At 59.0% G+C, this 25,314-nt stretch carries 19 protein-coding genes and 2 pseudogenes; 12 read left to right on the top strand and 9 right to left on the bottom strand.

Annotation, left to right across the window (positions count from 1 at the left end):
* Positions 1 to 7: 7 nt before the first annotated feature.
* Positions 8 to 1,270, bottom strand: a complete 1,263-nt coding sequence (locus FRZ40_RS40860; RefSeq protein WP_147238079.1) for an efflux RND transporter periplasmic adaptor subunit — start codon at positions 1,268 to 1,270, stop codon at positions 8 to 10.
* A 9-nt stretch (positions 1,271 to 1,279) separates the two neighbouring features.
* On the bottom strand, positions 1,280 to 4,495 hold the full coding sequence (locus FRZ40_RS40855) for an efflux RND transporter permease subunit (RefSeq protein WP_147238078.1): 3,216 nt from the start codon (positions 4,493 to 4,495) through the stop codon (positions 1,280 to 1,282).
* Positions 4,496 to 4,858: 363 nt separating this feature from the next.
* Here FRZ40_RS40855 and FRZ40_RS40850 point away from each other — a divergent pair, with 363 nt between their 5' ends.
* The gene (locus FRZ40_RS40850) at positions 4,859 to 5,185 is read left to right on the top strand and encodes a DUF4148 domain-containing protein (RefSeq protein ID WP_028367369.1); all 327 of its coding nucleotides are present in this window, start codon (positions 4,859 to 4,861) and stop codon (positions 5,183 to 5,185) included.
* Positions 5,186 to 5,274: 89 nt separating this feature from the next.
* Here FRZ40_RS40850 and FRZ40_RS40845 read toward each other — a convergent pair whose 3' ends face one another.
* Entirely contained in the window at positions 5,275 to 7,467 is a 2,193-nt protein-coding gene (locus FRZ40_RS40845) for a xanthine dehydrogenase family protein molybdopterin-binding subunit (RefSeq protein WP_147238077.1), read from the bottom strand.
* Positions 7,468 to 7,470: 3 nt separating this feature from the next.
* On the bottom strand, positions 7,471 to 7,932 hold the full coding sequence (locus FRZ40_RS40840) for a (2Fe-2S)-binding protein (protein WP_028367367.1): 462 nt from the start codon (positions 7,930 to 7,932) through the stop codon (positions 7,471 to 7,473).
* A 229-nt stretch (positions 7,933 to 8,161) separates the two neighbouring features.
* Here FRZ40_RS40840 and FRZ40_RS40835 point away from each other — a divergent pair, with 229 nt between their 5' ends.
* A complete protein-coding gene (locus FRZ40_RS40835; RefSeq protein WP_147238076.1) occupies positions 8,162 to 8,818 on the top strand; it encodes a DUF4410 domain-containing protein in 657 nt (218 codons plus the stop codon).
* A gap of 24 nt (positions 8,819 to 8,842) precedes the next feature.
* Here the strand turns inward: FRZ40_RS40835 and FRZ40_RS40830 are convergent, their stop codons facing one another.
* On the bottom strand, positions 8,843 to 11,098 hold the full coding sequence (locus FRZ40_RS40830; RefSeq protein ID WP_338048197.1) for a bifunctional diguanylate cyclase/phosphodiesterase: 2,256 nt from the start codon (positions 11,096 to 11,098) through the stop codon (positions 8,843 to 8,845).
* Between the two features lie 46 nt (positions 11,099 to 11,144).
* Between FRZ40_RS40830 and FRZ40_RS46410 the strand changes: the two are divergent.
* The 5 genes and pseudogenes from FRZ40_RS46410 to FRZ40_RS40805 form a co-directional block, all read left to right on the top strand.
* Positions 11,145 to 11,228, top strand: a pseudogene (locus FRZ40_RS46410) (NADPH-dependent oxidoreductase); the annotation flags it as partial.
* Between the two features lie 79 nt (positions 11,229 to 11,307).
* Complete coding sequence (locus FRZ40_RS46405; RefSeq protein WP_420873946.1) at positions 11,308 to 11,472, top strand: NADPH-dependent FMN reductase; 165 nt, start codon at positions 11,308 to 11,310, stop codon at positions 11,470 to 11,472.
* Positions 11,402 to 11,611 (top strand): annotated as a pseudogene (locus FRZ40_RS40820) (IS66 family transposase); the annotation flags it as partial. The gene FRZ40_RS46405 and the pseudogene FRZ40_RS40820, both read left to right, overlap by 71 nt.
* 269 nt (positions 11,612 to 11,880) lie before the next feature.
* Entirely contained in the window at positions 11,881 to 13,080 is a 1,200-nt protein-coding gene (locus FRZ40_RS40810) for a hypothetical protein (RefSeq protein ID WP_147238075.1), read from the top strand.
* 1,374 nt (positions 13,081 to 14,454) lie between these two features.
* Positions 14,455 to 15,771, top strand: coding sequence for a hypothetical protein (locus FRZ40_RS40805; protein ID WP_147238074.1), 1,317 nt, complete (start codon positions 14,455 to 14,457; stop codon positions 15,769 to 15,771).
* 1,095 nt (positions 15,772 to 16,866) lie between these two features.
* On the opposite strand, the gene FRZ40_RS40800 is transcribed toward FRZ40_RS40805, so the two are convergent.
* A complete protein-coding gene (locus FRZ40_RS40800; RefSeq protein ID WP_147238073.1) occupies positions 16,867 to 18,033 on the bottom strand; it encodes a hypothetical protein in 1,167 nt (388 codons plus the stop codon).
* A 155-nt stretch (positions 18,034 to 18,188) separates the two neighbouring features.
* Between FRZ40_RS40800 and FRZ40_RS44245 the strand changes: the two genes are divergently transcribed.
* From FRZ40_RS44245 to FRZ40_RS40790, 3 genes are all read left to right on the top strand, one after another.
* A complete protein-coding gene (locus FRZ40_RS44245; RefSeq protein WP_158647079.1) occupies positions 18,189 to 18,347 on the top strand; it encodes a hypothetical protein in 159 nt (52 codons plus the stop codon).
* 252 nt (positions 18,348 to 18,599) lie between these two features.
* Positions 18,600 to 19,154 carry a hypothetical protein gene (locus tag FRZ40_RS40795; RefSeq protein WP_147238072.1) on the top strand — a complete coding sequence of 185 codons (555 nt, stop codon included), beginning with the start codon at positions 18,600 to 18,602 and terminating at the stop codon, positions 19,152 to 19,154.
* 105 nt (positions 19,155 to 19,259) lie between these two features.
* On the top strand, positions 19,260 to 19,859 hold the full coding sequence (locus FRZ40_RS40790) for a hypothetical protein (protein WP_147238071.1): 600 nt from the start codon (positions 19,260 to 19,262) through the stop codon (positions 19,857 to 19,859).
* Between the two features lie 399 nt (positions 19,860 to 20,258).
* On the opposite strand, the gene FRZ40_RS40785 is transcribed toward FRZ40_RS40790, so the two are convergent.
* On the bottom strand, positions 20,259 to 21,311 hold the full coding sequence (locus tag FRZ40_RS40785; protein WP_240057485.1) for a hypothetical protein: 1,053 nt from the start codon (positions 21,309 to 21,311) through the stop codon (positions 20,259 to 20,261).
* A 612-nt stretch (positions 21,312 to 21,923) separates the two neighbouring features.
* Positions 21,924 to 23,261, bottom strand: a complete 1,338-nt coding sequence (dcm, locus tag FRZ40_RS40780; protein ID WP_147238070.1) for a DNA (cytosine-5-)-methyltransferase — start codon at positions 23,259 to 23,261, stop codon at positions 21,924 to 21,926.
* Here dcm and FRZ40_RS40775 point away from each other — a divergent pair.
* Together FRZ40_RS40775 and FRZ40_RS40770 are read left to right on the top strand one after the other, a co-directional pair.
* A complete protein-coding gene (locus tag FRZ40_RS40775) occupies positions 23,231 to 23,509 on the top strand; it encodes a hypothetical protein (RefSeq protein ID WP_147238069.1) in 279 nt (92 codons plus the stop codon). The two genes, dcm and FRZ40_RS40775, sit on opposite strands and share 31 nt — an antisense overlap.
* 552 nt (positions 23,510 to 24,061) lie before the next feature.
* Complete coding sequence (locus FRZ40_RS40770; RefSeq protein ID WP_147238068.1) at positions 24,062 to 24,382, top strand: MerR family transcriptional regulator; 321 nt, start codon at positions 24,062 to 24,064, stop codon at positions 24,380 to 24,382.
* A 78-nt stretch (positions 24,383 to 24,460) separates the two neighbouring features.
* On the opposite strand, the gene FRZ40_RS40765 is transcribed toward FRZ40_RS40770, so the two are convergent.
* On the bottom strand, positions 24,461 to 24,871 hold the full coding sequence (locus FRZ40_RS40765) for a hypothetical protein (protein ID WP_147238067.1): 411 nt from the start codon (positions 24,869 to 24,871) through the stop codon (positions 24,461 to 24,463).
* Positions 24,872 to 25,314 lie beyond the last annotated feature (443 nt).

Below are 25,314 nucleotides of genomic sequence, written 5' to 3'. Positions count from 1 at the left end.
CCTCTGCTTAACCGTGCTTTGCGGGCGTCGCCGCCTGCGTTGCGCCTGGCGCCCCATTCTCGGGCGCGACGCGCACCGTTTCGCCGCTGCTGATGGCGTCGCCCGGATTGTTGATGACGCGGTCGGTTGCCGCGAGCCCGGTCGCGACTTCCACGTGCGTGCCGAAATCCCGGCCGATGGTCACGGCCTTCAACTGCACCTTGTCGTCGCCGCCGATCACCGCGACCGTCACACCGTCAGGCCGGAACAGCAGCGCGCTGACGGGCACTTCGAGCGAGGGATGTGCCGTTTCCAGCGCGAGATGCACCTGCGCATACGCGCCCGGCAACAGCGTGCCGTCGCGGTTGTCGACGTCGACCTCGACGCGCAGCGTGCGGCTCACCGGATCGATCGAATCCGCGCTGCGCGCGACCGTCGCGTCGAACTTGCGCTCCGGATACTGCTGCGTCGTCAGATAGACCTTCGTGCCCGGCGTGACGCCTTGCGCATCGTTTTGCGGCACGTCGACATACACGCGCAACCGGTCGGTCTGCTCGATATGAAACAGCTCGCCGCCCGTGGCCGCGATGCCGGGCGAGCCGCCCGCCGTCACAAGAGCGCCGACGTCGACGTTGCGCGCGGTGATCACGCCGTCGAACGGCGCCGTCACTTTCTCGTACGACACCAGTTCGGCGAGCCGCGCGACGTTCGCTTGCGCCGCCTGCCACGCGGCGAGCTTCGCCGCGCTGTCGCTCGTTTTCGCGTCGGCGTCCTGCTGCGAAACGGACTGCGTCTGCAGCATCGTCTGCCAGCGCTGCGCGGTGCTGTTCGCGAAGGTGTAGTTGGCTTTTGCGGTCGCCTCGTCGGCGCGCGCCTGACGCAGTTGCGCGTCTAATTCGGGAGTGTCGATGTCGGCGAGCGTTTGACCCGCTTTCACCTTTGCGCCGATATCCGCATACCAGTGCTGGATATAGCCGCTCGTGCGCGCGTAGATAGACGCATCGGCGAACGGCATCACGTTGCCCGGCAACAGCAATTCCTGCGATGCGGGCGCGCGTGTCGGCGTGAGCGCTTCGACCGTGAGATAGCGCTGCGCGTCGACCTGCTTCGTCAGCGCCGTGCTGGCCTGCAGACGCGGCGCGATGCCGATGGCGAGCAGCGCGGCTGCGACGGCGGCAAGCGCGACGGGCAGCACATAGCGCCGCTTTCGACGCGCAAGTGCGGGTTCGGTCGGCACGACATCGGTGCGGGCAGCGGGTTCGCCACCCGTCGGCAGATTGGGCGTGGTCATGGCAAGTCCTTATTGAGCTTGGGTGGTCACGTCGGCCTGATCGGCGTGATCGCCGGAATCGGCGGCCTTCTTCGCGCGGCGTTTCGCGAGCCACGCGTGCACCAGGCCAAACACGACGGGCACGAACATCAGCGTCGACACCGTGCCGATCGCCAGGCCGCCGATCACCGCGCGTCCGAGCGGCGCGTTCTGTTCGCCGCCGTCGCCGAGGCCGAGCGCCATCGGCAACATGCCGATCAGCATCGCGAGCGCCGTCATCAGCACGGGGCGGAAGCGGTTGAAGCCGGCATCGAGCGCGGCGGCAAGCGGCTCCATGCCGCCCGCCAGCGACTCGCGCGCCGTGTTGATAACGAGAATGCTGTTCGCCGTCGCAATGCCGATGCACAGGATCGTGCCTGTCAACGCGGGGACGCTGAGCGTCGTGTGCGTGGCGAACAGCATCCACGCGATACCCGCGAGCGAACCCGGCAGGCCGCTGATGATGATCAGCGGGTCGAGCCACGACTGGAAATTCACCACCATCAGCAGATAGACGAGCGCGATCGCGAACACGAGACCCGCGCCGAGACCCGCGAACGACTCGTTCATCGACTGCACCTGGCCGCGAATCACGATCGACGAGCCAGGCGGCAATTGAGCGCGCGCGTTGTCGACGAGTTTCGTAACGTCGCTGGCGACGCTGCCCAGATCGCGTCCTTGCGTCGACGCGAAAATATCGAGCACGGGCTGCACGTTGTAGTGCGACACGACCGCCTGCTGCGTGCTGCGCGACGTCGTGCCGAGCGTGCCAAGCTGATTCTGCGGATTGACGCTCACCTTGTCGGTCGTCAACGGAATGTTGGTGAGCGTTTGCAGCGAGTCAATGTCGTACTGCGGCACTTCCGTCACCAGCGGATAGCTCACACCGTTCTTCGGATCGAGCCAGAAATTCGGCGTTGTCTGCGAACTGCCCGACAGCGCGATCAGCATGTTCTGCGCGACGTCTTTTTGCGTCAGCCCGGCCTGAATCGCTTTCGTGCGATCGACGTCGATATCGATGGCCGGTTCGTCGCCGAGCTGCTGGATGCGTGCATCGACGAGACCGCGCACGCCGCGCATCTGCGCGAGCAGCTTGTTGGCGACGGCACGGTTCTGCTCGAGCTTGTTGCCGACAATCTGCACGTCGATCGGCGCGGGCAGGCCGAAGTTCAGAATCTGGCTGACGATATCGGCGGGCAGGAACGCGAACGTCACGCTGGGAAACGCCTGCGTGAGCACGTTGCGCAACTGCGCGACGTATTGCGCCGTCGGCTTGTGATTGGGTGTGAGCGTAATCAGGATGTCGGCGTCTTCCGAGCCGATCGGGTCCGACGAGTCGTACGTCAGGTTGATGCCGCTCACGGGCACGCCGATGTTATCGAGCACGGCCGCCTGTTCCGACTTCGGAATCACGCTGCGGATTTTCGCTTCGACTTCATCGGTGATACGCGCCGTCTGCTCGATACGCGTGCCCGTCGGCACGCGCAGATGCAGCTTGATTTCGCCCGTATCGACTGCGGGAAAGAAGTCGCGGCCCGCAAACGGAATCAGCGCGAGCGACGCGAAACACAGCGCGAGATAGATCGGGATGAAGCGTCGGCGGCTCGCAATCGCACGTTGCAGCACGTTGTGATAACCGTGGCGCAGCGCTTCGAAACAATGCTCGAAGCGCGCCTGAAAGCGCGCGAAAATCGCAAAGCGGCCTTGCGCGAGTTGACCGTTCTTCGACGGCGCGCGCATCAGATACATCGCGAGCGTCGGGATCAGCGTGCGCGAGAAGAAGTACGACGCGCACATCGCAAACACGACGGCCTCCGCCAGCGGCACGAACAGATAACGCGCGACGCCCGAGAGCAAAAACATCGGCACGAACACGATACAGATCGACAGCGTCGAGACGAACGTCGGCACGGCGATTTCGCCGGAGCCGTTCAATATGGCGTCGTGCAGCGCCTCGCCTTTTTCGAGGTGATGCGTGATGTTTTCGATGGCCACGGTCGCATCGTCGACGAGAATGCCGACGGCGAGCGCGAGTCCGCCGAGCGTCATGATGTTGATCGTCTGCCCGAGCGCGGCCAGCGCGATCAGCGAGGTCAACACGGCAAGCGGAATCGACACGGCGATGATCAACGTTGCGCGCCAGCTGCCGAGAAACAGCAGGATCATTGCGGCCGTCAGGCACGCCGCGATCAACGCTTCGCGCACGACGCCCGAAATCGCCGACTTCACGAACACGGACTGATCGGAGAGCGGCGTGATTTTCAACGCGCTAGGCAGGCCTGCAGCGATCTTCGGCAGCATCGCCTTGACCTGCTGGATGATCGTGAGCGTCGACGCGCTGCCCGTCTTTTCGATTTGCAGCAGCGCCGCGCGCTTGCCGTCGCTGCGCACGATGTTCGTTTGCGGCGCATAGCCGTCGATCACATGCGCGACGTCGCGCACATAGACGACGCTGCCGTTCGCCGTCTTGATGGGCAGATTGTTGAGCGCCGCGACGGTGCTCGTGCTGCCGTTCATCTCGACGTTGTATTCGCGCGAGCCGATCTTCGCGGTGCCGCCAGGCAAAATCAGGTTTTGCGCGTTGACCGCGTTGACCACGTCGGCGGGCGCGAGGCCTTTTGCCTGCAGCGCTTTTGGATCGAGCTGGACCATGATCTGGCGGATCTTGCCGCCGTATGGCAGCGGCACCGCTGCGCCTTGAATGGTCGCGAGCTGCGTGCGGATGAAGCTGTTGCCGAGGTCGTAGAGCGTCTGTTCGGGCAGCGTGTTGCTCGAAAGACCCAGTTGCAGCACGGGCACCGTCGACGCGTTGTAGGTGATGATGTTCGGCGGCAGCGTGCCGGGCGGCAGCACGCGCAGGATCGATGCGGAATTCGAAGCGGCCTGGGCGATCGCGCGGTTGATATCCGCGCCCGGATGGAAGAACACCTTCACGACGGCCACGCCGTTCAGCGATTGCGATTCGATGTGTTCGATATCGTCGACGTCGGTCGTAAGCGCGCGCTCGTAGTTCGACGTGATCCGGTGCGCCATGTCTTCGGCGGAAAAGCCGTTATACGACCAGACGATGCTGACGACGGGAATGTCGATGTTCGGGAAGATGTCCGTCGGCGTACGCAGGATCGCTATCGGCCCGACGATGAAGAGCAGCACGGCCAGCACGATGAAAGTGTAGGGCCGCCGCAGGGCCAGTTTGACGATCCACATGACGTTTCCTTGGACGATGATCTGCCGGATTGCCCGAACGCGGATCGCGCCCGGGCATTTCATGGGATCGCAGTGTGGCGGCGGGGCACTTACTCATCCGTGACTGTGACATTACGAATTTGACATCTGGTGCCGAGCATAAACGGCTCGAAACGATGTCATTTGCGTAAATGACCGATTTGTCATCTGAGAGACAGGGTTAGGTCAGCCGTCAGTGCACACAATGGCGTTAACCCTTTGCGACCGGCAGCCACATGGCTGGCGGGACCGAAACCGACAAGCAGGGAAAGGCGGCGAAGGGCATTGGGGCCACGTCTTTATGGATGTGGCGCTGGTCGAGGACTCACATGCAGGTGAACCATCATGAAAGCACTGATTCAAGCCGTAGTCGTATCGTGTGCGCTGGCTGCGCCGGCACTTTCCTTTGCTCAGGCCGACCAGGGCCAGGTCACGCGCGCGCAGGTTCGCGATGATCTGCAACGCGTCGAGCAGGCGGGCTATCGCCCCGTAGCGGACGACGCGTCTTATCCCGCGGATATTCAGGCAGCCGAAGCCAGGGCGTCGGCTGGCGGGCAGCCGCTGGAACAGACAGCAGTAGGCGGCGTCGCGCCGAGCGGCACGATGCAGATGGGTGCGCCGGCGTCGACATCGACGGACGGCAATCCGAAGCCGGTTTTCTTCGGGCAGTAATCAAGCCGGATGCGGCGGGCCGGCTGCCCGCCGCCTGATGGCTGACTATCGCTGACTATATCGCTGACTGAAGGCGCGGACTCGCGTCCTCAGGCGAGGTTCTCCGTCGAGAACGGCAGCGCATAAACCCGCTTGCCCGTGGCCGCGAAAATCGCATTCGCGACGGCGGGGCCGACAGGCGCGACGCCAGGCTCGCCGATGCCCGTTGGCGGCAGCGTCGACGGGACGATGTGCACTTCGACCTTCGGCATCGCGTCGATCCGCAGCACGCGATAGCCGTCGAAGTTGTTCTGCTCGATGCGCCCGTCCTTCAGCGTGATCGCGCCGTACAACGCCGCGCCCAAACCGAAGCCGATACCGCCTTCGACCTGCGCCGCAATCACATCCGGGTTGATGGCGGTGCCGCAATCCACCGCGCAGACCACACGATCGACCTTCACCTTGCCGTCCTTGTCGACGGATACCTCGGCCACCTGCGCGACGAAGGTCTTGAACGCTTCGGCCACGGCGATGCCGCGCCCTTTGCCGGGCGGCAGGGGCGCATTGCTCCAGCCCGCTTTCTGAGCGGCGAGATCGAGCACGCCGCGCATGCGCGGCTCGTGTTCGAGCAGATCGCGCCGGAACGTGTACGGGTCTTTCCCGGCCGCGTGCGCGGCTTCGTCGATGAACGCTTCGACCGCGAAGGCCGTGTGCGAACTGCCCACCACGCGCCACCACAGAACGGGCACGCCCGTGCGCATCGTCGACAGTTCGACGGAGAGGTTCGGAATCGCATACGCGATGTTCGCCGCGCCTTCCACCGAGGTGCCGTCGATTCCGTTCTTGATCAGTCCCGAGAACGGCGTATCGGCGACGATAGACTGTCCGACGATCCGATGCTGCCAGCCGACCAGCTTGCCGTCGCGCGACAGGCCCGCTTCGAGCTTGTGGAAATACATCGGGCGATACAGGCCGCCGTGGATGTCGTCTTCGCGCGTCCATTGCAGCTTGACGGGCGTGCCGTTCGCGCCGAGCGCCCTGGCGATCGACACAGCCTCGACGATATAGTCCGAACCCGGATTCGCGCGCCGTCCGAAGCTGCCGCCCGCATACAGCGTGTGGATGCTGACCTGCTGCGGCTGCAGACCGGCGACGCGCGCCGCGTTCGCCTGATCGATAGTCTGGAACTGGTCGCCCGCCCAGATTTCGCAGCTGTTGGGTGTCAGCTTGACGACGGCATCGAGCGGCTCCATCGGCGCATGCGCGAGGTACGGGAATTCGTAGCTCGCGCTGATCTTGCGCGCCGCGCCCTGGATTGCCTTCGATGCATCGCCTTCCGTGCGCGCGGGCAGACCGGGCTTGTCGGCGGCCTTGCGGTATTCGGCCATGATGTCCGCCGAACTGCGCTTCTCGGCGTTCGTGTCGTCCCACTCCACTTTCAGTGCGTCGCGTCCCTGCTTCGCGGCCCAGAAACTCTTCCCGACGACAGCCACGCCGCGCGGCACCTGCACCACGTTCACCACACCGGCCACCGCTTTCGCCGCCGACGCGTCGAAGGAACGCACCGTCGCGCCGAATTGCGGCGGCCGCTGGATCACGGCGACGAGCATGCCGGGGAACGTCACGTCGAGCGTGAATTGCGCGGTGCCGTCGGTTTTCGGCGGCACGTCGACACGCGGCGCCTGACTGCCGATCAGCCTGAAGTCCTTCGGATCCTTCAGTGTCACGTTCTCCGGCACGGGCAACGCCGCCGCCGCCGTGGTCAGCGAGCCATACGTCGCATGCCGGCCGCTCGCGTCGTGATAGACGACGCCGCGCTCGGTGCGCAACCCGGACGCGGGCACTTTCCATTGCTGTGCCGCTGCCGTCACCAGCATCGCGCGAGCTTTCGCGCCCGCATCGCGCAGCTGCATCCACGAATTGGCCATGGCCGAGCTGCCGCCCGTGCCCTGGATCGTGCCGAAGGCGAGATTCGCGTAGCGCTTCGCATCGGCGGGCGCGCTTTCGACGCGCACATGCGACCAGTCCGCATCGAGTTCTTCCGCGACGATCGTCGCGATGCCCGTGTACGCGCCCTGGCCCATTTCGACGTGCTTGGCGATCACGGTCACGCTGTCGTCGGCGCCGACGCGCAGGAAGGCGTTCGGCGTGAACGCGGCGCCGGGTGCTTGCGCGGCAATCGCGCGCCGCGACGTCACGGTCCATTCGAAGCCGATGGTGAGCGCGAGCGCGGCCGCCGTGCCCGCGCCTTTCAGAAACGAACGCCGCGCCGGACGCTGAATGTCAACGGTATCGGTCGTCATCGCTCACCCCTGAATCGTGCTGGCGGCGTCGTGGATCGCCGCACGAATCCGCGTATAGGTCGCACAGCGGCAGATGTTGCCGCTCATCGCGGCGTCGATGTCGGCGTCCGTCGGCTTGGGGTTTTGCGCGAGCAGCGCGGCAGCGGACATGATCTGTCCGGACTGGCAGTAGCCGCACTGCGGCACTTGCAGCTTTACCCACGCGGTCTGCACGGCCTTTGCGGGCTTGCCCTGCAAACCTTCGATCGTGGTGATGTGGCGGCCCTCGACAGCCGACAGCGGCGTGATGCAGGAGCGGATCGGCTGGCCTTCGAGATGCACCGTGCATGCGCCGCATTGCGCCATGCCGCAACCGAATTTCGTGCCGTGCAGGCCCGCGACTTCGCGGATCGCCCAGAGCAGCGGCATGTTGGGATCGGCGTCCAGCGTCGTGGACTTGCCGTTGAGAATCAGAGTGGTGGACATCGATGACTCCGGGCGGGTTCTGGTTATGCGCGCGCGCTGTGCAGCGTTGCGCGCTTGCGTGTCGCAGTGTGGCTCAAAGCGGGCTGTTTCTGTTGTCCAAAAACTCTGGAAGTCTTGCCTGATTCTGCGGATGTGATCGGGCCGCTCGTGGGTGCATCGGGCGCAGCCGGCGTATATTCGTCGATGGCGCAAACAGTTTCCGCATGATCGCCACGATCAGGAGACCGCGATGAACAATCGAAGGTGGAAAGGCTTCGTTGCAGTGTGCTGGTTCGCTGCATTCGCGTCCGTTGCTTCGGGCCAGCAAGGCGGCGTGGAAAGCGCCAAAGCGCCCGTCGTCTACGTGTCGGACTTCGAACTCGATGCGGCCAATATCACGCCCGATCAAAGCCGTGTGAGCCGCGCGCGCCGGTTTGCGGGCGCGGTGTCGCCGCTGCATCTGACGGAGCAGGATCCTCAGAAGAAGTCGCAGGCGCTCGTCGCCAGCATGGCGGACACGCTGGTCGGCGATCTGCAGCGCGACGGCATCGATGCGCGCCGTCTTCCTGCCGGGTCGCCGCTGCCCGCGCAAGGCTGGCTGGTGCGCGGCGTGTTTCTGGCCGTCGACGAAGGCAACCGCGTGCGGCGTGCTGTCGTCGGTTCTGGCGCGGGACAGGGCAAGATCGAGCTTGCCGTCGCCATCGACGCGTTGCCCGTCGAGTCGCCTGCGCCGCTTTATCAGACCGTCGAAGGGCAATCCGACAAGCATGCGCCCGGCGCGATCATCAAGCTCAATCCGTACGTTGCGGCAGCGCGCTACGTGATGGCGGGCAACGACGAACAGGCCGACATCAAGCAGGCAGCCGCGCAGGTTGCCGACGCCGTGGTCGCGCGCGTCAAGCAATAAAGCGCGGCTACGCCATCGCGTTCGTCAAATGCTTTCTTCGATACGCGGCCAGACGAGCGCTTCGAACTGATCGGCCGGGACCGGCTGCGAATACAAAAAGCCTTGCGCGAAGTCGCAACCGACGGCCGTCAGGAAGTCGCGTTGCTCGACGGTTTCGACGCCTTCCGCGATGACCTTCAGTCCGAGCTTGTGCGCGAGCACGACCATCGCTTCGCATAGCGCCTGATTGTCGGCGTCGAAGTCCAGGTTCTGCACGAAAGACCGGTCGATCTTCAGAAAATCGATATCAAAGCGCTTCAGATACGCGAGCGACGAATAACCCGTGCCGAAATCGTCGATCGAAATGCGGATGCCCGCGTTGCGGAACGTCGCGAGCCGCTCGTCGATATTCAGGTCGGCGTGCAGCAGCAGGCCTTCCGTGATTTCGATCGCGATGCTCTGCCCCGGCATGCCCTCGCGATTCAGGTACTCGGACCATTGCGCGCCGAGCTGATTGTCCTGGCGAATCTGCACGGGCGACATGTTCACGCTGATCTGGAACGACGGATGAAAGCGCGTGCGCCACAGCTTTGCCTGCTGCACCGCTTGTCTGAACACCCAATCGCCGATCGGCACGATCAGGCCCGTGTCTTCCGCCAGCGGAATGAAGTCGAGCGGGCTGACCATGCCGCGCTCGGGGTGCAGCCAGCGGATCAGCGCCTCGGCCTTGAAGATGTCGCCCGTCGCGAGATCGACGATCGGCTGGTAGTAGAGGCGGAACTGATCGTGCGGCAAGGCGGTGCGCAGATCGCTCGTCAGACGCAGGCGCTTTTCCGCCGCGACCTGCAGGTCCGGCGTGAAGTAGTTCAGGCGGTTGCGGCCCGCGTTCTTGGCCGCGTACATCGCCTGATCGGCGTTCTTGAAGAGCACATCGAGTTCGCGCGCGTCGTCCGGATACACCGTGACGCCGATGCTCGCCGAGATGAACGCCTCGTCCGGGCCGAGCGCGAACGGCTCGCACAGCGTGGCGATGATGGTCCGTGCGATCCGCTCGATGCTGCCTGCGTTGTCGATGTCCGGCAGGATCACGGTGAACTCGTCGCCGCCCAGACGCGCGACGGTGTCCGATTCACGCACGCAGGATGTGATGCGCCGCGCGGCTTCGATCAGCAGCGTGTCGCCCGTATCGTGACCCAGCGAATCGTTGACTTCCTTGAAGCGGTCGAGATCGATCAGCATCAAGGCCATCCGGTGTCCGGAGCGCTGCGCGACCTTCGCTTCCTGTTCGAGTCGGTTCTGGAACATCTGCCGGTTCGGCAACTGCGTCAGCGTGTCGAAGTTGGCCTGCTGCCAGATCGCGGCTTCGAACGCCATCCGGTCCGACAGGTCGCGTCCGACGGCCAGCACCGAATTCACGTTGCCGGAGGGATCGACCTCCGGCGTGAGACGGATATGCGAGCACTGCTCCTGGCCGTCCTTGCTGACCCAGCGCAGTTCGAACTGCCCGCTCTTGCCGCTCGAGATCGCTTCGCTGATCTTGCGCTCGTAGGTCAGCGCGTTCGCGCCGCCCGGTATCTCCGAAGGCCGCTTGCCGAGCGCTTCACTGAGGCTGCGTCCCGCCGACGAGCAAAACGCCGGGTTCGCATACGTGCGGCGCAGGTCGCGGTCGTAGCGCGTGATCGTGTCCGGCGAATTTTCGATCAGCGTCCGCGACTCCAGTTCGCGGCTGACGAGTTCGGCCGTGCGCTCGGCCACAGTCTGTTCGAGCGACGCGTTGATCTCGTTGATCTTCTGGATTTTCTGCCGTATCGCCGCGCGCATTCTTTCGAACCGCTGTTCGAGCCTGCCCAGTTCGTCCTGGCCGTCGCCGTCGGCATGCGCCTCTTCGGCGAGCGCGCCGGCTTCGGCGCCTGCATCGCTGCCCGTGTCGTGCATCTTGCGCACCAGATTTTTCAGCGGCGCCGAAATGCTGTGCGAGATGAAGTAGGCAAAGAAGATGGACAGCAGAAAGCCCGAAATGCCGACCAGCACGATCTGGTTGCGCACGGATTGCGCTTCGGCTGTCAGCTTCTTCTCCGGGATCGTGCTGACCACGAACCACGTCGTACCGGGAATCCGCGTGTACGCGGCGAAATAGCCTGCACGGTCCTGGCCTTCGAAACTGACGAAGCCGTTCGGCTCGCCAAGGGTTTCGTTGTTATGCGTGATCCGGTCGATCAGGCCGGGCGCGACGGTCGCGCCCGCGCTGGCGGGCGTTTCGTCGGCGCGCACGATCAGCTTGTTGTTGCTCATGTCGAGCACGTAGATCTGCGTGCCCGTACGTTTGCTGGACCTGCGTGACTATCCGATGCCCCTGTTCGACAACGCGGTCCCGCCGGGCATGCCTGGGCGTGCTCCCTACGACAATGAGGTTGTGCGTCGCTGGACCGAACAGATCGGAACGTCCGACGCTTTCGTAGTGGCAACGGCCGAATACAACTTCGGCCCCCCCCGCCGTCCTCAAGAACGCAATCGATTGGGTATACCCCGCGTGGAATCGCAAGCCCATCGGCTTCGTGAGCTGGGGAAGCCAAGGCGGCGTGCGCGCGGTTCAGCAGCTTCGCGAAATCGCCGTTGAGCTACCTCTGGGCGTATACACCGGCGCAGTTCAGCACACTGCGCGGCGTGGTCTATGACTTCGCCAACAGTCGTGCGGGTGAACACGCCCGCACCTTCCTTGCCGGCTGGCAGGGCAAGCTGGTTTGCGACGATTACACCTCGAGTTTGCACGTAAACGAAAGCAGGCGCAGCCGACACACTTCGCGCAAGTGGTTCGCCTCGTGAAGTTTTGGGCGCGACGCATGAAGCAGGAACGCGACGGATTACCTTGTTTCGACGAGGGAGGTCTTAGGTCGCGTGCAGCAAAAGTCTCTCGCTTCTCTAGATTCTGCCGGAGGCGTCGACGGCGGACAGAGGGCGAACGGGCATTGAACACGTGATTTAATGACCTCGCTGACGGCCTCGCTGGATGGAGGCGGGGTCAGCCTTCGTGAGGGCGGATAAAACTGGGTGAAATACTTGCTTTTCGTACTCAACTCGCAGACATGAAAAACTCACCAAACGAATACGGTTCGCTCGATTTCAACAAGCCCGAGCAAGCGGGCAGCAGCGCCAGTGTCGTAGATGCGCTACGTAGTCAAGAAGCTGAGGCTGAGTATCTGGTTCGAAGCGCGATGGACTACGTGAATGAACTGATTCGCGTCAACGAAGGTCGGTGGATTTTTTACAGAAACATTAATGCTTCGCTTCTCGAGCAATGGCTGAAGGACGACCACCCAAATTTGCATCGATGTGTGATTCGGATTGGCGCATATGACGTGTTCAAGCAGCAACTACTGGAATACTGTGGAAGATTCTCAGCGGCGAGAGCCCTCGCGCAAAGGTACTTGATAAGCTATTTCTGGTCATTGCAGACCTCTCTGGTGATGCCGTTTCGTCTCGAAGAGGGGGGCGACCGCGAGGAGATATACGAGCTGTCTGACGTCGACACGGAATCGTATTTCCCAGGTGTCGCAAGTGACATCGATAGCGGGCGTTTGACACATACCGAGGATTTGCCAACGATGGTTGCATTGCTTGTTGACCGCTTCCTGCGCCTGAGACACTCAAACCGTCATAACAATGCGCGCATCGCGCTTCACACGAGACTCACGGAACAGTGCGGTCGGTGGTCCGACTGGGGCAAGGTGAACGATGCTCCTCTTGGAACGGCTTTTCTTGTCAAACGACGCGCGTTTAGCGAGGAGCTGTACTCGCTTACGTCCGAGAGATATGTGCTTGTTATGAGGATGCCAGAAGACACTACGTTGGATTTTCTCATTCAGGGTGCCCGCGTTGCCAGGCTTGTCGACACTAGTTGTGAGCAACCTGAGCACTATCTTGCGCTGTCGGAGGGGAGAATAGCAATCCCGGTTCTGCGCAATGACGAGCTGCTGCTCAAGTTCCGCAACTTTATCCCGATTGTTTTTCTGGTAGGAGAGAAGATGTGGCTGGTCGAGTACGAATGGAACCCGACCGCGTACGGGAACGATTTCATCGACGATGTACGTAGTGGCACTATCCAGACAAGCGATACCAACGCTGTCGAGGGCGATGAAGCAATGGTTGAGGAGGCGAATGCGAGAGGAACAGGAGACGCTGTCGTGATTGCCGAGATTCGTGCAATGCCGGTTATCCCGGAAACACCGTTTTACCTCCTCCCTGACTACGTAGAGCGTGTCTGGAACGATTCGATACCGTTTTGATATCGATTGCCCGGCCAGTGCCGACGACCTGTCGGCCTGGCCTGACAGCGATTCCGCGAGAACAGTACCCAGACTGTCCGATCAGCCAGAGGATGTGGAAAACCTCGAACCTATCGCGTTTCCAGCGTGCAAGCGCAAGCAGAGAGGGCGGATCTCCTCGCTTTCAACAGATCCATGCCCTCGGACGTGGTAATCGAAGTCAGTGTCGGCAGCGCACCGCTCGTTACGCATGGCCTGCGGCGAGTCTCATTCGAAAACCAAGGCGGGAACTTCCTTCGCCTTAATCTCCGCGAAGCTCACAGACGATTCCATCGTTCGGGCGCGTAGCTCATACGCCCCCCGAGTTGCGGATCCAACACGTGGTTGTCACTGACGGTAGGCAGCAGGAGCCGTCCCGAGAGAGACATCTGTGGCTCGATATCACGGCGCATTCACTGAGCCGTTAGCTTGGCAACTACCGTGTAGCGGCCGCGCGGTTGATACTCAAACCGAACTCGATGGTGTCAAAAATGGTTGGCTTGAGCTGGCTGCCGTCGGGTCGGGACACGGTCTGGCTCTCGGCCGCGTAGGTCCAGTCCCCGTCGTTTAGCTTGTAGCAATCGAGATATCTCGGATGGCGATCTGCTCGTGCAGGTTGTCTTCGCAGCGCAAACGGTCGGCCTTGCTGAGGGGTGCGGCGCCAGCGCCGCTACCGCGAGTGCTTTTCACACTTTGTTGCGGTGGGCCGCGACGTGTTGCGAGCCAGCGCTCGCGCACCACACGTCTGTACGCCACATGAACGCCGCGCCAACCGGTCACATACGAGTCTTCGCTTTCCTATATGCATGAAAGGTGTGATTTACGAGATTGATATCGTTTTTTGCCCACTATCCGGAAATCGATTTATACGCGACTACGTGGGCACCGGTCACCTGACCCAGTGAATGAGATTCCGCCATACTGGCATCTCGGTCGCGTATGTAATCGATGAAGTCATAAACTAACTGTGCGCGATGGATTGATTCTGCGTTCACAGTTTAATAAGAAAGTTTGAACTCGTTACACAAGGAAGTAGTGTTGAGGGACGTGAACTAGGCGGTCGGCGATGCGAGTGTATCCGTCCGCGTGATGTCTGCGACGATAGATTCGTAAATAAAAAAGTCAATTACAACAGATGGTTGCATAAATATTTATACAGCCTGAAGTCTGGCGCTAGTGAGCGTTCGACGGACTGTTGTCTGAGCAAACTTCACAACGTGATTTCCACGTCGCGCACAATTTTGCCTTCTCATTCGGAAGGCGCTGTTTTTAAATTGCGCTTCAGGTTGGTGCATTTTTTATCCGAAAATATGGGTGAATCACTATGTTGCCTTTTCGGTCGTTGGAAAATAAGATATGCGGCATGTAATTCTTGAGAGCGCAAAAAGCGTATTTAAAATAATGAAAAGCAACATTACTCAAAAACAGGCATCTGTGTATATTTCGACGTACGCCGGCGGCGGTTCCGAGTTGCTGGACCCGTTCATCGGAGACCCATGTCTTGTTTGTTCGGCCGAGTCCGACGTGTGGCTCGGCAAGGGAGTTTTCAAGGTTGGGGCAATCGAGAATCCGAATGCGCCTGTGCTGTTTCTCGAGAACAGGACTGGCGACAGCAGCTTTCACTACGTACTGATGGACCCGTCTGACCCTGCCTTGCGGCGTTCGCTGGAGATATGGATGCGTAAGCGCTGCTTCGTTGTGTTGATGAGGACAGCTGGGGGTGTTGCCATCAATGGTTGCCGTCTGGCGGACGACGGGATTCAGCTTATCAAGCGCCTACTCAGCCAGGGTCAGAAACCAAAATCCAAATCGTACAAGCGATTTGTTCAGTCTGCGCTGGAGCGTCAGGCGCTGGAACACTACGCCCTCACGCAGTTGAAGAATGAGGGTAGCTCTACAGCGACTCCGGTGGTCGAAGTCCAGATTTTGAGTAGTGGGGCAATTCGCCGGAGTGATGAGCGTGACCCGGCACACCCATTTGTTCGTGGCTTGTCAGGTAGCGAAGCGGGTTCGCAGCGGCAGCAAAGCGCTCAAACGTTGCGTCCCATGGTACCCCTCGGGACCATACATAAGGCTCGCGACTTTGTGGAGATTTCCTCGTCAGCTGCGAAGATGAATCCCGAAGCGCCCGTCCTCACCGCAACGGTGGACATCAAGCGGTTCATGGACGCATCCAGGGCCGCGGGGTGTTTTGGCTTCGGCAATTTCAGGGTGGATGGTCGTCTGGTATTGTCGTTTCGAATGCAATCGGGTTCGGCGCAAGTATATTGGCTCGCCGATTCTGCGGACCCGGAAGTCTGGCGAACCATTGACAACATGAAGAAATGCAGAGAGGCAGGCTTCATGTTGACACAGGGCAAGGAATCCCTGTTCATCCCATGGAAGCTGGAAGGGCAAAGCGATGTGATTAATTCGTTCCGTGCAGAATCCTTGTCGCATCCCGGTGGCATGTCAGATGCCGCTGCGTATCTCGCGAGTACGGGATTTGTCGAAGCGCAGGCTACCACGGACATTCCGGATATCGAGCTAAGTTATGTGCAGGTGAATCTTCTGTTCACGCCGACGGCTGAAATGGTCGAGGCGGCGATGAGGGCGATGAAAGCGGCGCCGTCGGCATACGGCGATGATAGTGTCTTCGCTGACGTTTCGAGTGGGGCGCACACGCTGCATTGATACATCGAAATGGCATGGTCTGAGCACGATTGCAAGGAGAGCGGTGATAAACGAAATGAAGGTGTGTGTTCACCGCTGCGTTCACGCTTGCTCGGGTCGTCAACCGGCTACTGTCGTCTGCGGGTCATTGTGAAGGCTGGTGTGGTGTCGAGCTCGTCTTCAGGTTAGGCCGGCGATCGTGACATTGCCGTTCTACGACTCGTATGCTGCCGCTCGGGCGCTTCAGCAAGGTGCGGATGTATGGCCTTCTCAAATAACTATTTATTCGAGCGCGGCGAGGTAGGTGCCACACTTTTCAGATCTGAAGGCGCTCTAATCTGACTTGTTTGCGTCGTGCGCTGTTCATTCTGGGCAAAGCTCAGCGGCCCGAGGAGCTTATTGGGGCCGCGACTCGTGCCGCCGCAGAATCACCAACCGCCGTCGAGGAAGGCACTGGCGGCGCGTCCGGATCTTCGGCGATGCTACCGGTGGTCAGCGCGTGCGGTTCTTCCTGGAGCGAATTTGCATGTCGCGCTCGGTTGCCACGGGACGCGCGATGAATTCGTTCTCCGACAGAGGTAGGTCCGGGGAAATGGCATATTGTTCAGAGTGCGCTTCACCGCTGGACTCAAATCGTAGTTGCGCGCAATTGTCGCAGTAAAGGGGCATCATCCTCGATACGAGGTCGAGGATGACCGACGCGGGTTCCCGGCAACGAAATTCGTTTGTCTTGGAGACGGTTTATTTCGATTTTGCTTAGTACGTTCGTTATCTCGACAGCTAAAACGTCCGGCTAATTTCTACAGCTGGTCGCGACAGCAGCAAGATGGCCCTTCGAATCGGTGTTGCGTGCGTTAGCGGAATCGTATTCTCGGTAACGATACGTTTCATCGGTTTTTCCAGCTCGGCTCGGCTCGAGTCGAAGACTAAGGGCTGCTTTCTCGCTTTTCAAAATGACGCGTGTGGGCGGTGTTCCCGACCTGCTGCCTCGGCACTTAAACCATTCGTGCGGAATGGAGCTAGCAGCCGGTGTACCGTTCGATTCTCTGGTGCAATGGTTCGGAAGGGGGGCGCCCAATAATATGGAACAGGCGCCATCGAACCGTCACTTTGCGTTCAACGAATGTCGTCGCGCATCCAGTGCGGGAGTATGGGCCACGTGACAGGCTTGGTGCAGGCGCCAGTAAGGCTGAGAACCGTACGAACTACATACGTATGACGCGGAAGGTTGTTGCGGTCGAAGCTTCGGGTGAAATTTTCGAACGACTCGCTAGAGTCGAAACATCCTCCCATGTCGAGCTCGTAACGGGCTCGATGGAAACTGTCATCTACCCAAAATGGCAGGAACGGGTAAGTGACGAGTGCGCCCGAGGAGCGGGATACGTATACGACCGGCAACTCTGCGCGAAACTTGCGGAAGAGACTCTCCGTAAGCGCGTCATAGTCGAACATGACTTCTCGCTGAACTGACAGCATCATCTGAACATCGTTAAAGGACGGGGCGTCGGTGAAGACCAACGGGTGGAAATTCATGTTGTCCGGGGCGGAATTGAAAATCCAGGATTCATCGAACGCGCAGGCGACGGGGATGACGACGCAGTGACGTTCAGCGACGAGTGTACGTATCGAATCTGGAAGCTCAGATGCGTCTATCAGAAAACAGGAATCGGGATTCGACTCCGCCTGTTCGTGAATTAGTTCGAGCGCTGGTGTCAGGTTCGGTAAGCGATAGCGTGTCGGCGTTGGGCGGACTTTGCTCGGGTCGAGCTGTATGTGGTGATACTGGGGAAACATCTGCGTAAGCAACGCTACGTCGGCAAGCACATCATCGAGAGCAGCGTTGTTCCAGCTAGGCAAAAGTGTTGCGAGTGCCAGCCGCAGACGCATGGTCGCAGGTAAATTTTCTGGCTTGACAGGTTGTGAATGTCCCGCATGCCACTCCAATGCCCGGAAGATCTTCCTCAGATCAGGAACAAAGCTGAGGTAGCGGCCGAGGCGTCGTTCAAAGTAGGCGAGCGAGCCCGTTTGCGTCAACGCCTTCTCAAACCCCGGATTGTCTTCGTAGAGCCACGCCGCAAACGCACCAGCCTCAATCGAGTGCGTCAGACACTCCGGGTTTCGGTCTTGAATGTTGCGGAGCAAAGTGTTCGCATGGTTGATGCCTGTGGCTGCGAGGTTTGCGGCGTCAGAATTGGGGCTATGCAGAACGAGTGACATCTGGGGTCCGAGTATCTGAATGGGGTCATTGCCGTCTTCGCTCTGGTGCGAAGACATGTTGTTCATATAGACACTCGTTTTAGCCGACGTCGGACCAAACGCGTGAGCTCGCAGGATTGCTTGCACCGTATGGTTTCCACGGATCGAGAAGCTGCGAGAGGTGTCCGATATCACGCGTGTCCGCAATCAATTTCGTTTGCTGACTTTACCCGGAAATCATCATGAAGAAAATTTTCGCGACACTTCTCGTTATTTCGTTTTTGGCGCCGCTCGTTGCGGAGGCTCGGGGCGGGCACTACGCCGGTGGACACGGATCATCGCACAAGGGAGGGCACTACAAAAACGCTCGAACAGGCGACCACTACGAGAAGCGCAAGTGACGCCGAATTGATATTGGCGGCTCTGCGCTGATACACGGGGGAGCTTCCCGGGATTGAGTGTCCACGGAGAAGGTGAAAAGGGTGATGGGCGTTACACGGTGCTAAAAATCGTCGATTCTAAAATTTGAGTGAGATTTTATACGTGCCAGATGAAAACATGGGTGAATCACTATGTGGTAATTGCAATTCATTCGAATTATCATGATTTCGTGAAAACGCAAAACGGCGTTTAAAAATATTCGACTGGAAAACATGCAATCTACAACTAATATTCAAACCCCTGTTATCGGCCTTTCTACATATCGTGGCGGTGCTTCCGAGCTACTGAATCCGTTCATCGGGGACCCATGTCTGATTCTCGAGACCGTGTCGCCTGAGTGGTCGCAGGAGTACGAGTCACATAAAGGGGCTTTCCGGGTAACAACGCTTGACCATCCGGAAACCCCAGTGCTCGCCCTGGAGATGAGCGCCGGAAAGTGCTACCACTTCACTCTGATGGATTTGACTGACCCGGAGTTGTGCAGCGTGCTCGAGACGTGGATTCGGAAAGGTTGTTTCGTCGTAGCCGAACGCCGGGGAGACCAGGTCGCTGTAAGCGGATGTCGGCTGACCGACGAGTATGTCCGAATGATTGAAAAAGCGCGAAACGGACGGGTACCATGCGGCTCAGAGGCATTTCTTCAATTTTCGCAGGTGCTCATTCAAGGTGGTACGTGCGAAAGATTCGCAGCGAGCAATATGTCGAGTAGAGATGTCGAACCGGTTGTCGAAATCCAGGTTCTGAAGAGCGCAACCCGTTGTGAGTAAGCTGAAGGCGAGGAAGCTGCGACGACGACTGGTTTTGTAGACGCAGCATCCATTGGTTTGGACACGGAGCAGGGCAACTTTCCTGCGCCGGTAGGGCTTGTGCGCATGGCGAAGAACTTTACGCAGACGTCGCCATTGGCTGTGAAGATGCGGCCGAGAAGTCCAATCCTCGTCTCGTCCATCGATATGCCGCGCTTCATGGAAGTATCACGAACCAAAGGAAGCTTCGGGTTTGGCCATTTCAAGGTGCACGGCCGGAACGTTTTGTCCTTTCGTTTGCAATCAGGCGGCGCACAGATTTATTGGCTCGCCGATGCAGCTGACCGTCGAGCGTGGGCAGCTATCGATGCAATCAAGAAGGGTGAGGCAGGTTTTGTATTGATGCAGGGCATTGACGCGGTGTTTCTACCTTGGGAGTTCAGCAAAGGCAGAGATAGCATTGATGCGATTCGTTCCGAGAGCCTGTCCCACCCCGGAGGTCTGTCAGACGCGGCATCCGTGCTCGCCAACAGCGGGATAGTTCAGCGGTTCGCCTCTACGGACATTGCCGGCATCGAGTTGAGTTACGTGCACGTAAATCTGTTGTCGTTCGATAGTTCGCAGGCTGCGCTGTATGAACTGCAGCAAAAATCTACCGTTCGCCAACGCGAGGGATATCACAGCGTCTTCGATGCGGAGCTCTGCTCCACCGAAACGGTTCACTAGAGTGATACGTCTGGCGCGATACAATGTCGCGCCAAACATCCAGCCTGAATTTGCAAGTAATGGGAGGAGTGAACTGGTTGTCGGTGATTGCTCCCAGTACAGCCGGCAACCAATTCGACGTCGCCGCAATATTCAAAGCTTTCGAATTGGGGGGCACCGGCCAGAACAACTGAAAGCGATAGTCTTGGAAGTTGCTCTCGACAGGGCAGCGCGATGAGTCTCAGTAAGCACCTGGAGGATGGCCTCGGGCATTTTGTGAAACATACCAGTGTGGTGGTGTTAACTATCGCGCTTACTAAGGCTCTGATTCTGTATGCAGGCTGTCGAATTCTCCCCCTTCCGTCAGATGGAATACACATCGACAGCCTGCTCGCGAATTAGTTTAGTGAGTGACTATCATTACTGCTTCGCCACCTGCCCAATTGCATACCGTGAGTTGTCCGCTGTCTTGGTTGCGTAAAAAATCGTCCGCTTATAAAGGCTGCTACCGGAAATTGGCAGGAACACAATCGCAGCCTGTCCACTAAAGGTCGTCCCCGACGGAGCAGAACACAAACTCGCCGTCCCGTTCACGGTCACCGTAAGCGTGTAAAGATTCTTCTTCGACAAGGGCGTCGCCATCACCAGCGTCCCTGACACCGGGCAGTTCGAGATGTTTCCCGACACTGCGCCAGCGTTGTCTACCGTCACCGAGGTATTGGTCTCCCCCCAGGTTCCCGCGACGCTAGATTGGGTCACGGCAAGTGCATTCGCCGCATCATAATTCCACGCGACATTGACTGTACTGCTGTTAGCAACGTAGCTACCGCCAAATGTCTGTTTAGCTGCAAACGCACCGCTACCTGATGACACTGTGTAATAGAAGCCTCCAGAATATTTGACTCCCGTGTTGAGCACCCACGTCGAACTCGCCGGCACAATTGAACCAAAAAACTCGGTTGTTGGGATGCTCCCAATACCGTCCACGTATTGAAGATTATTTGTCGGGTCGATGGTCGCGTAAGTGTGACTGGCCCCGGATGTCGACCAGATGCCTTCGAGTCCATTACCGACCTCGGCCGTCGAACCCGTCTGCGGATGGGCTAGGTCAGGCAGAGATTCACCGTTGACTACGGGCGTTGACGTTGGCGCGCTCGCTGGTATGGTCGATTTGGTCGCTGCAGAAGAATCCCCGCCGCCACCGCCGCATGCGGTCAATGCCACGGTTGCGAAAAGGGATAGCAGGAACGGTGTTTGTATTTTCGTGTTCATGTTAGATGCGGACGGACTCTCTTCCGTCGCGCACTCCGTTATAAATTTTTTGAAATGCGCGAATCTGTCGCTATCGCTTGTCTCTTTCAACTCACCACCAGACAAACTCTTGCGTATTTCATCAACATTGAATCCAGCTTCGGATTCGCACAAGGCGTGTAAACGGACGTTGAACGGAAAACTTAAGAGTAAGGTTGCCATAAATTAACGCCAATTTGTCTCGAATGGACGGTAAGCGTTATGGCATCTGGAGATCTATGTGAAACGCGGGAACTGGCCGCAGCAGGGGAAACACGCTACGTGTCGTTTCTGCGCTAAGTAAAAGATTGCAACGATCTGCTGACTACAAATGATTTACCAAGAATCGAGCATTCGATAGTGTGGGAAGAGCAGGGACGTAAGGTGACCGCTTTACCAAATGCTCATCGGTAGCGTGAGTCGTCGCCAATTTCGGGATGTGTCGAGGGGTATCCGTTTGTCAAGCATCCAGACGAAAACCGTACGGTACAAAGATCAGTCCTCGGCGTGCGGAGGCGGGCCGTTCTCCGATATGCCGAAGGGACAGACCAGGGCCTTTTAAAGATATATCTCCGGTTTGAGACACGATGACGTCGATATGCTAACGACGTCAGAACTTGTATTCAACCGAGCGGATCTCGCATACGAAGAACAATGCAGTCGAATGTCGACTTCGGCATGTTGCTGCTTAAGATGACAGCGTCTCGCTGGCGCTTTCCATGCGCCAAGATTGAGCATTGGCCGCGTTTCATCCACGCCGGGCGAGGCGGCGAGCGCCGCCCAGCAATGAATTGACTACGAAGATTGATGCCGACGATACAATGCTTCACCGATGCGTCGGACGAGTCCCACGACGAGTGCATTGCCCATGAGCATCGCTCGGGCAACATCAGTCACGCCAGGCCGCGACGTGAATCCGCGTGGGAAACCGTTAAGTGCTTCGAGTTCCTCGGGTGTCAGGCGTCGGATAAGGCCGCTTGCGTCACAAACTGCGTGTTTAGTGCGCGAAGCTGAGCTGCCGCCTTCTGATGTAATGATGGTCCGGGCGGGCTTGTCGAGTGGGTCAGGGAAGGCCATTGCGCCCTCCGAATATTCGTAGCAGAAGGCTTCTTTGTTACGTTGGATGGATTTTGCGCCTTTCGCGATTTTCCACGCTTCTTCCTGTTCGGGGCGAACATAAAATGAAGACGGCACTGGTCCAGTTTCACGTACGATGTCGCCGAGCACAATCGCAGCAGGCCGACCGCAATATTCACTGTAGTCAGTGATGTGCGCGGCGCGGACACGGCAGGTGTGCACGTGACCGGCAAACATCAGTCCGCAGTTTTCAAAGCGTGTTTTCCCGTTCGACAACGGGCGGTACGAGAGCTGCTCATCGAAAGGGTCGGCGCGCAGGCTCAGCGCCGGCTCGATGGCATCAAGAGGGTTGATGGCGTCACACGGAAAAGCCGAAGTGAGGACCGAGTTCGACAGCCATGGTGCATCTGTCATTCGCAGTATTGCATGCAGATGCTTGTAGGCACCGGTGCTTTCGTGGTAACCGACGATGAAGACGCGTCGGCGTCGCTGCGGATGACCATAATCGGCAGCATTAATGACTCTCCATTCCGCTGCGTAGCCGAGCGAACGAAGTGTCGCGAGAATGACGGCAAAATCACGGCCTCGGCACGACGCCGGGGAGGAGAGGATGCGGTCTACGTTCTCGAGGACGACGTACTTAATCGGCTCACCGTCATCAAGACGCTGCTTCAGCAACTTCGCGATTGACCACCACAGGACGCCTTTCTTTCCGGCGAGTCCGTCGGACGACGAAAGCGGCTTTGCGACGCTGTAGTCTTGACAGGGAAAGCCGCCGACGAGGACGTCGGGACACGCCTCGCGGATAGCGCTTCGACCGCTATCTGACTCCAGGGCCTTGAAAATATCTTCGTTGATGTGTGCGCCGTCTGACCAGTGAGACTGGTAAATGTCGCTGGCGTGCTGCTTTTTTCTCGATGGCTCAAACTGGTTGCTCAAAGTAACCCGGAATGGAGAGCCATGGACCGCTTCGAGACCAAGGCGAAACCCTCCGACGCCTGCGAACAGTTCCACGACATTCAGTTGTGCCTTTTCTTGCTGCTTTTGCGCTGCCATCTTGTTTCCTCGTTGTGGTGGAAACAAGTGCAGCGACGGTTTTTAGCCTTTCTCGTGGCTATGCAAAAATCGGCGAAAAACTTGGCAGGGAAAAGAAAAATCTCACTCGGTCGCGCAAGCGCGAACACTCTAGAAAAAGGGAAGCGAGGCTTTATAACGGGCTGAAAACTTGGCTGATTACCGACCAGAAGGTTGACGCCGCGAGGCCGGAGGCCGGCGATAGTGCTTTGCCAAACTATTCCAAGTGACGCGACTGTGCGAGCAAGCGACGCAGTCTCGATTGAATCGATACTGCATCAGTTCGGATGGAACCGGTGTGGCGCGGAGTGGACTCGGGATTACTAGCATCTTCCAGGATAAGCCATTGATTCGGCTGAATTGGCCGTGTAAAAAGCAATTTGCGTGTCTGTGCGTCCAATGTTGCATAGGCATCGTGCCGCGCGGACGGCATGGACACTGAAATCCATAGCGTGTCAGAGGTCACATCGCGACGGGAGATTTCGCGTGCGCGAATTTCTCCAGACACCTTCAATGCGAGGCACGCTTCCGGTATGTTACGAAGGTCGGCAGGATCTTGCGGAAGGCTATAGCGAACAGCGCGGACAGGCCCGGTGAACTCGGGGGGCTCGATACGACTCACGTTTAGACTTGTAAGAGCGTGGTGTATCGGTGGCGTGTTCGGGCCGGCCGAGGGCAAAATGTGGTCGCGGGCTCGGGCTCCGTCATGGGTGCGCCGAGAATCGTCAGTGCCGAGACCGGCGGCAAAGCCGGATCCGATATGACTTAATGGGGGCGACACAATGGTTGAACCTGTCAAACAGATTAATGACCTTTCTTTCGAAGAGGCGGCGGCGCTACTTCATGTTTCACAGGCGTACTTCAAGACGCTTATCGCTGAGGGGAAACTGGGTGACAACTCCCTGACTTCAACGGGTCAGGGACGGATAAGTCGAACCGCCGTTCTTGAGTACAAAGCAGATATGAGGGCGAGGCAAAAAGAGGGTCTTAACACGATGATGAAAGCTTCGGTGCGTTCTGGTCTCTATGATGAGGAACTGAAGGATCTGCCTCGGCGAGGCGGCGCGCAGGCTGACAGGCCCGACGAATCTCCGGCCGCATGATGAAGGAAAAGGGCATTGAGCTTGCGCCTTCGAACGGAGAGCGAACGCTCCCCTCGTGAGCCCGGAGTTCTAGCACTTTTAGCGTTCGGCAAACGCGCGCGCAGCTCGCTTAACGATGTCGTGTTTTCCGGCTTTTAGCGCTTCCAGCGGAGTTTCGCCGCCGAGTGAGCCGTGCTTTGATGTGAAGAAATACCATTTGGACCATCCAGGAAGGTTTCCCAGCAGTTTCGCGACCTCTCCGAGTTCCTTTGTGCTAAACGTCGGATCAAGGAAGAACGCAGGGCCGTACGGGCGACCGTCGACCTCGACAGTAAAGAAGCCCGTTGCTGCCCAATTGGGTTCATTGCAAGCCGCCCATTGTTCTGACATATTCTCCACCAGTAAAAGCTTCCCAGCGGAAACCAGCTCTCGTCGGTAGGAGAGCGCCTGTGCTTCGAATTTGTCGAAGTCGATCGTGCCCGATTTCACGTACCAGCTTGGGACGTTCATGCCTGCCTCCCGGATCTGCGCTAACACGCCTATGCTGGCATTTTAAGCGCGGTCTTGCAGCCATATCGCGGCTCAAGGAAGCAAGGGTCCGAAGGGAGGACTGATACGCCGATCGGAAGACGATGGTCACCCACGTGGTATGTTGCAGAGTCCGGGCGATACGGCCCTTTCATAACGCTTCGTTCGAAATCGTGATCTTCAACGGTGCCTGTGACGTGGAACACGTATTGGAGTCGCGAGAGACGTGGTTAATTTCCTCAGGCAGATAGTTCCTGGGGGCAAGGCGGATTATCGTCTCACCCTTCCAAGACCGATGAGGTGACTGACATGATTCTTCTTGTCGGAATTAACGGCGCAAGCACGGGCTCGGACTTTGATGTAAGAGCGTGAATTTCCGACGAGCCGCTTTTCGACGCAGGATCCTTTGCAATGGTGTCTATTGA

Origin of the sequence: Paraburkholderia azotifigens (assembly GCF_007995085.1) — a bacterium.
Classification (GTDB): domain Bacteria; phylum Pseudomonadota; class Gammaproteobacteria; order Burkholderiales; family Burkholderiaceae; genus Paraburkholderia; species Paraburkholderia azotifigens.
This window is presented reverse-complemented; position numbering and strand designations above follow the sequence as displayed.

Excerpts from the sequence above, each read along its gene's own strand:
- FRZ40_RS40860 (WP_147238079.1), bottom strand. The coding sequence starts at position 1,270 with ATGACCACGCCCAATCTGCCGACGGGTGGCGAACCCGCTGCCCGCACC.
- FRZ40_RS40855 (WP_147238078.1), bottom strand. The coding sequence starts at position 4,495 with ATGTGGATCGTCAAACTGGCCCTGCGGCGGCCCTACACTTTCATCGTG.
- FRZ40_RS40850 (WP_028367369.1), top strand. The coding sequence starts at position 4,859 with ATGAAAGCACTGATTCAAGCCGTAGTCGTATCGTGTGCGCTGGCTGCG.
- FRZ40_RS40845 (WP_147238077.1), bottom strand. The coding sequence starts at position 7,467 with ATGACGACCGATACCGTTGACATTCAGCGTCCGGCGCGGCGTTCGTTT.
- FRZ40_RS40840 (WP_028367367.1), bottom strand. The coding sequence starts at position 7,932 with ATGTCCACCACTCTGATTCTCAACGGCAAGTCCACGACGCTGGACGCC.
- FRZ40_RS40835 (WP_147238076.1), top strand. The coding sequence starts at position 8,162 with ATGAACAATCGAAGGTGGAAAGGCTTCGTTGCAGTGTGCTGGTTCGCT.
- FRZ40_RS40810 (WP_147238075.1), top strand. The coding sequence starts at position 11,881 with ATGAAAAACTCACCAAACGAATACGGTTCGCTCGATTTCAACAAGCCC.
- FRZ40_RS40805 (WP_147238074.1), top strand. The coding sequence starts at position 14,455 with ATGCGGCATGTAATTCTTGAGAGCGCAAAAAGCGTATTTAAAATAATG.
- FRZ40_RS40800 (WP_147238073.1), bottom strand. The coding sequence starts at position 18,033 with ATGAACAACATGTCTTCGCACCAGAGCGAAGACGGCAATGACCCCATT.
- FRZ40_RS44245 (WP_158647079.1), top strand. The coding sequence starts at position 18,189 with ATGAAGAAAATTTTCGCGACACTTCTCGTTATTTCGTTTTTGGCGCCG.
- FRZ40_RS40795 (WP_147238072.1), top strand. The coding sequence starts at position 18,600 with ATGCAATCTACAACTAATATTCAAACCCCTGTTATCGGCCTTTCTACA.
- FRZ40_RS40790 (WP_147238071.1), top strand. The coding sequence starts at position 19,260 with ATGGCGAAGAACTTTACGCAGACGTCGCCATTGGCTGTGAAGATGCGG.
- FRZ40_RS40785 (WP_240057485.1), bottom strand. The coding sequence starts at position 21,311 with ATGGCAACCTTACTCTTAAGTTTTCCGTTCAACGTCCGTTTACACGCC.
- dcm (WP_147238070.1), bottom strand. The coding sequence starts at position 23,261 with ATGGCAGCGCAAAAGCAGCAAGAAAAGGCACAACTGAATGTCGTGGAA.
- FRZ40_RS40770 (WP_147238068.1), top strand. The coding sequence starts at position 24,062 with ATGGTTGAACCTGTCAAACAGATTAATGACCTTTCTTTCGAAGAGGCG.
- FRZ40_RS40765 (WP_147238067.1), bottom strand. The coding sequence starts at position 24,871 with ATGAACGTCCCAAGCTGGTACGTGAAATCGGGCACGATCGACTTCGAC.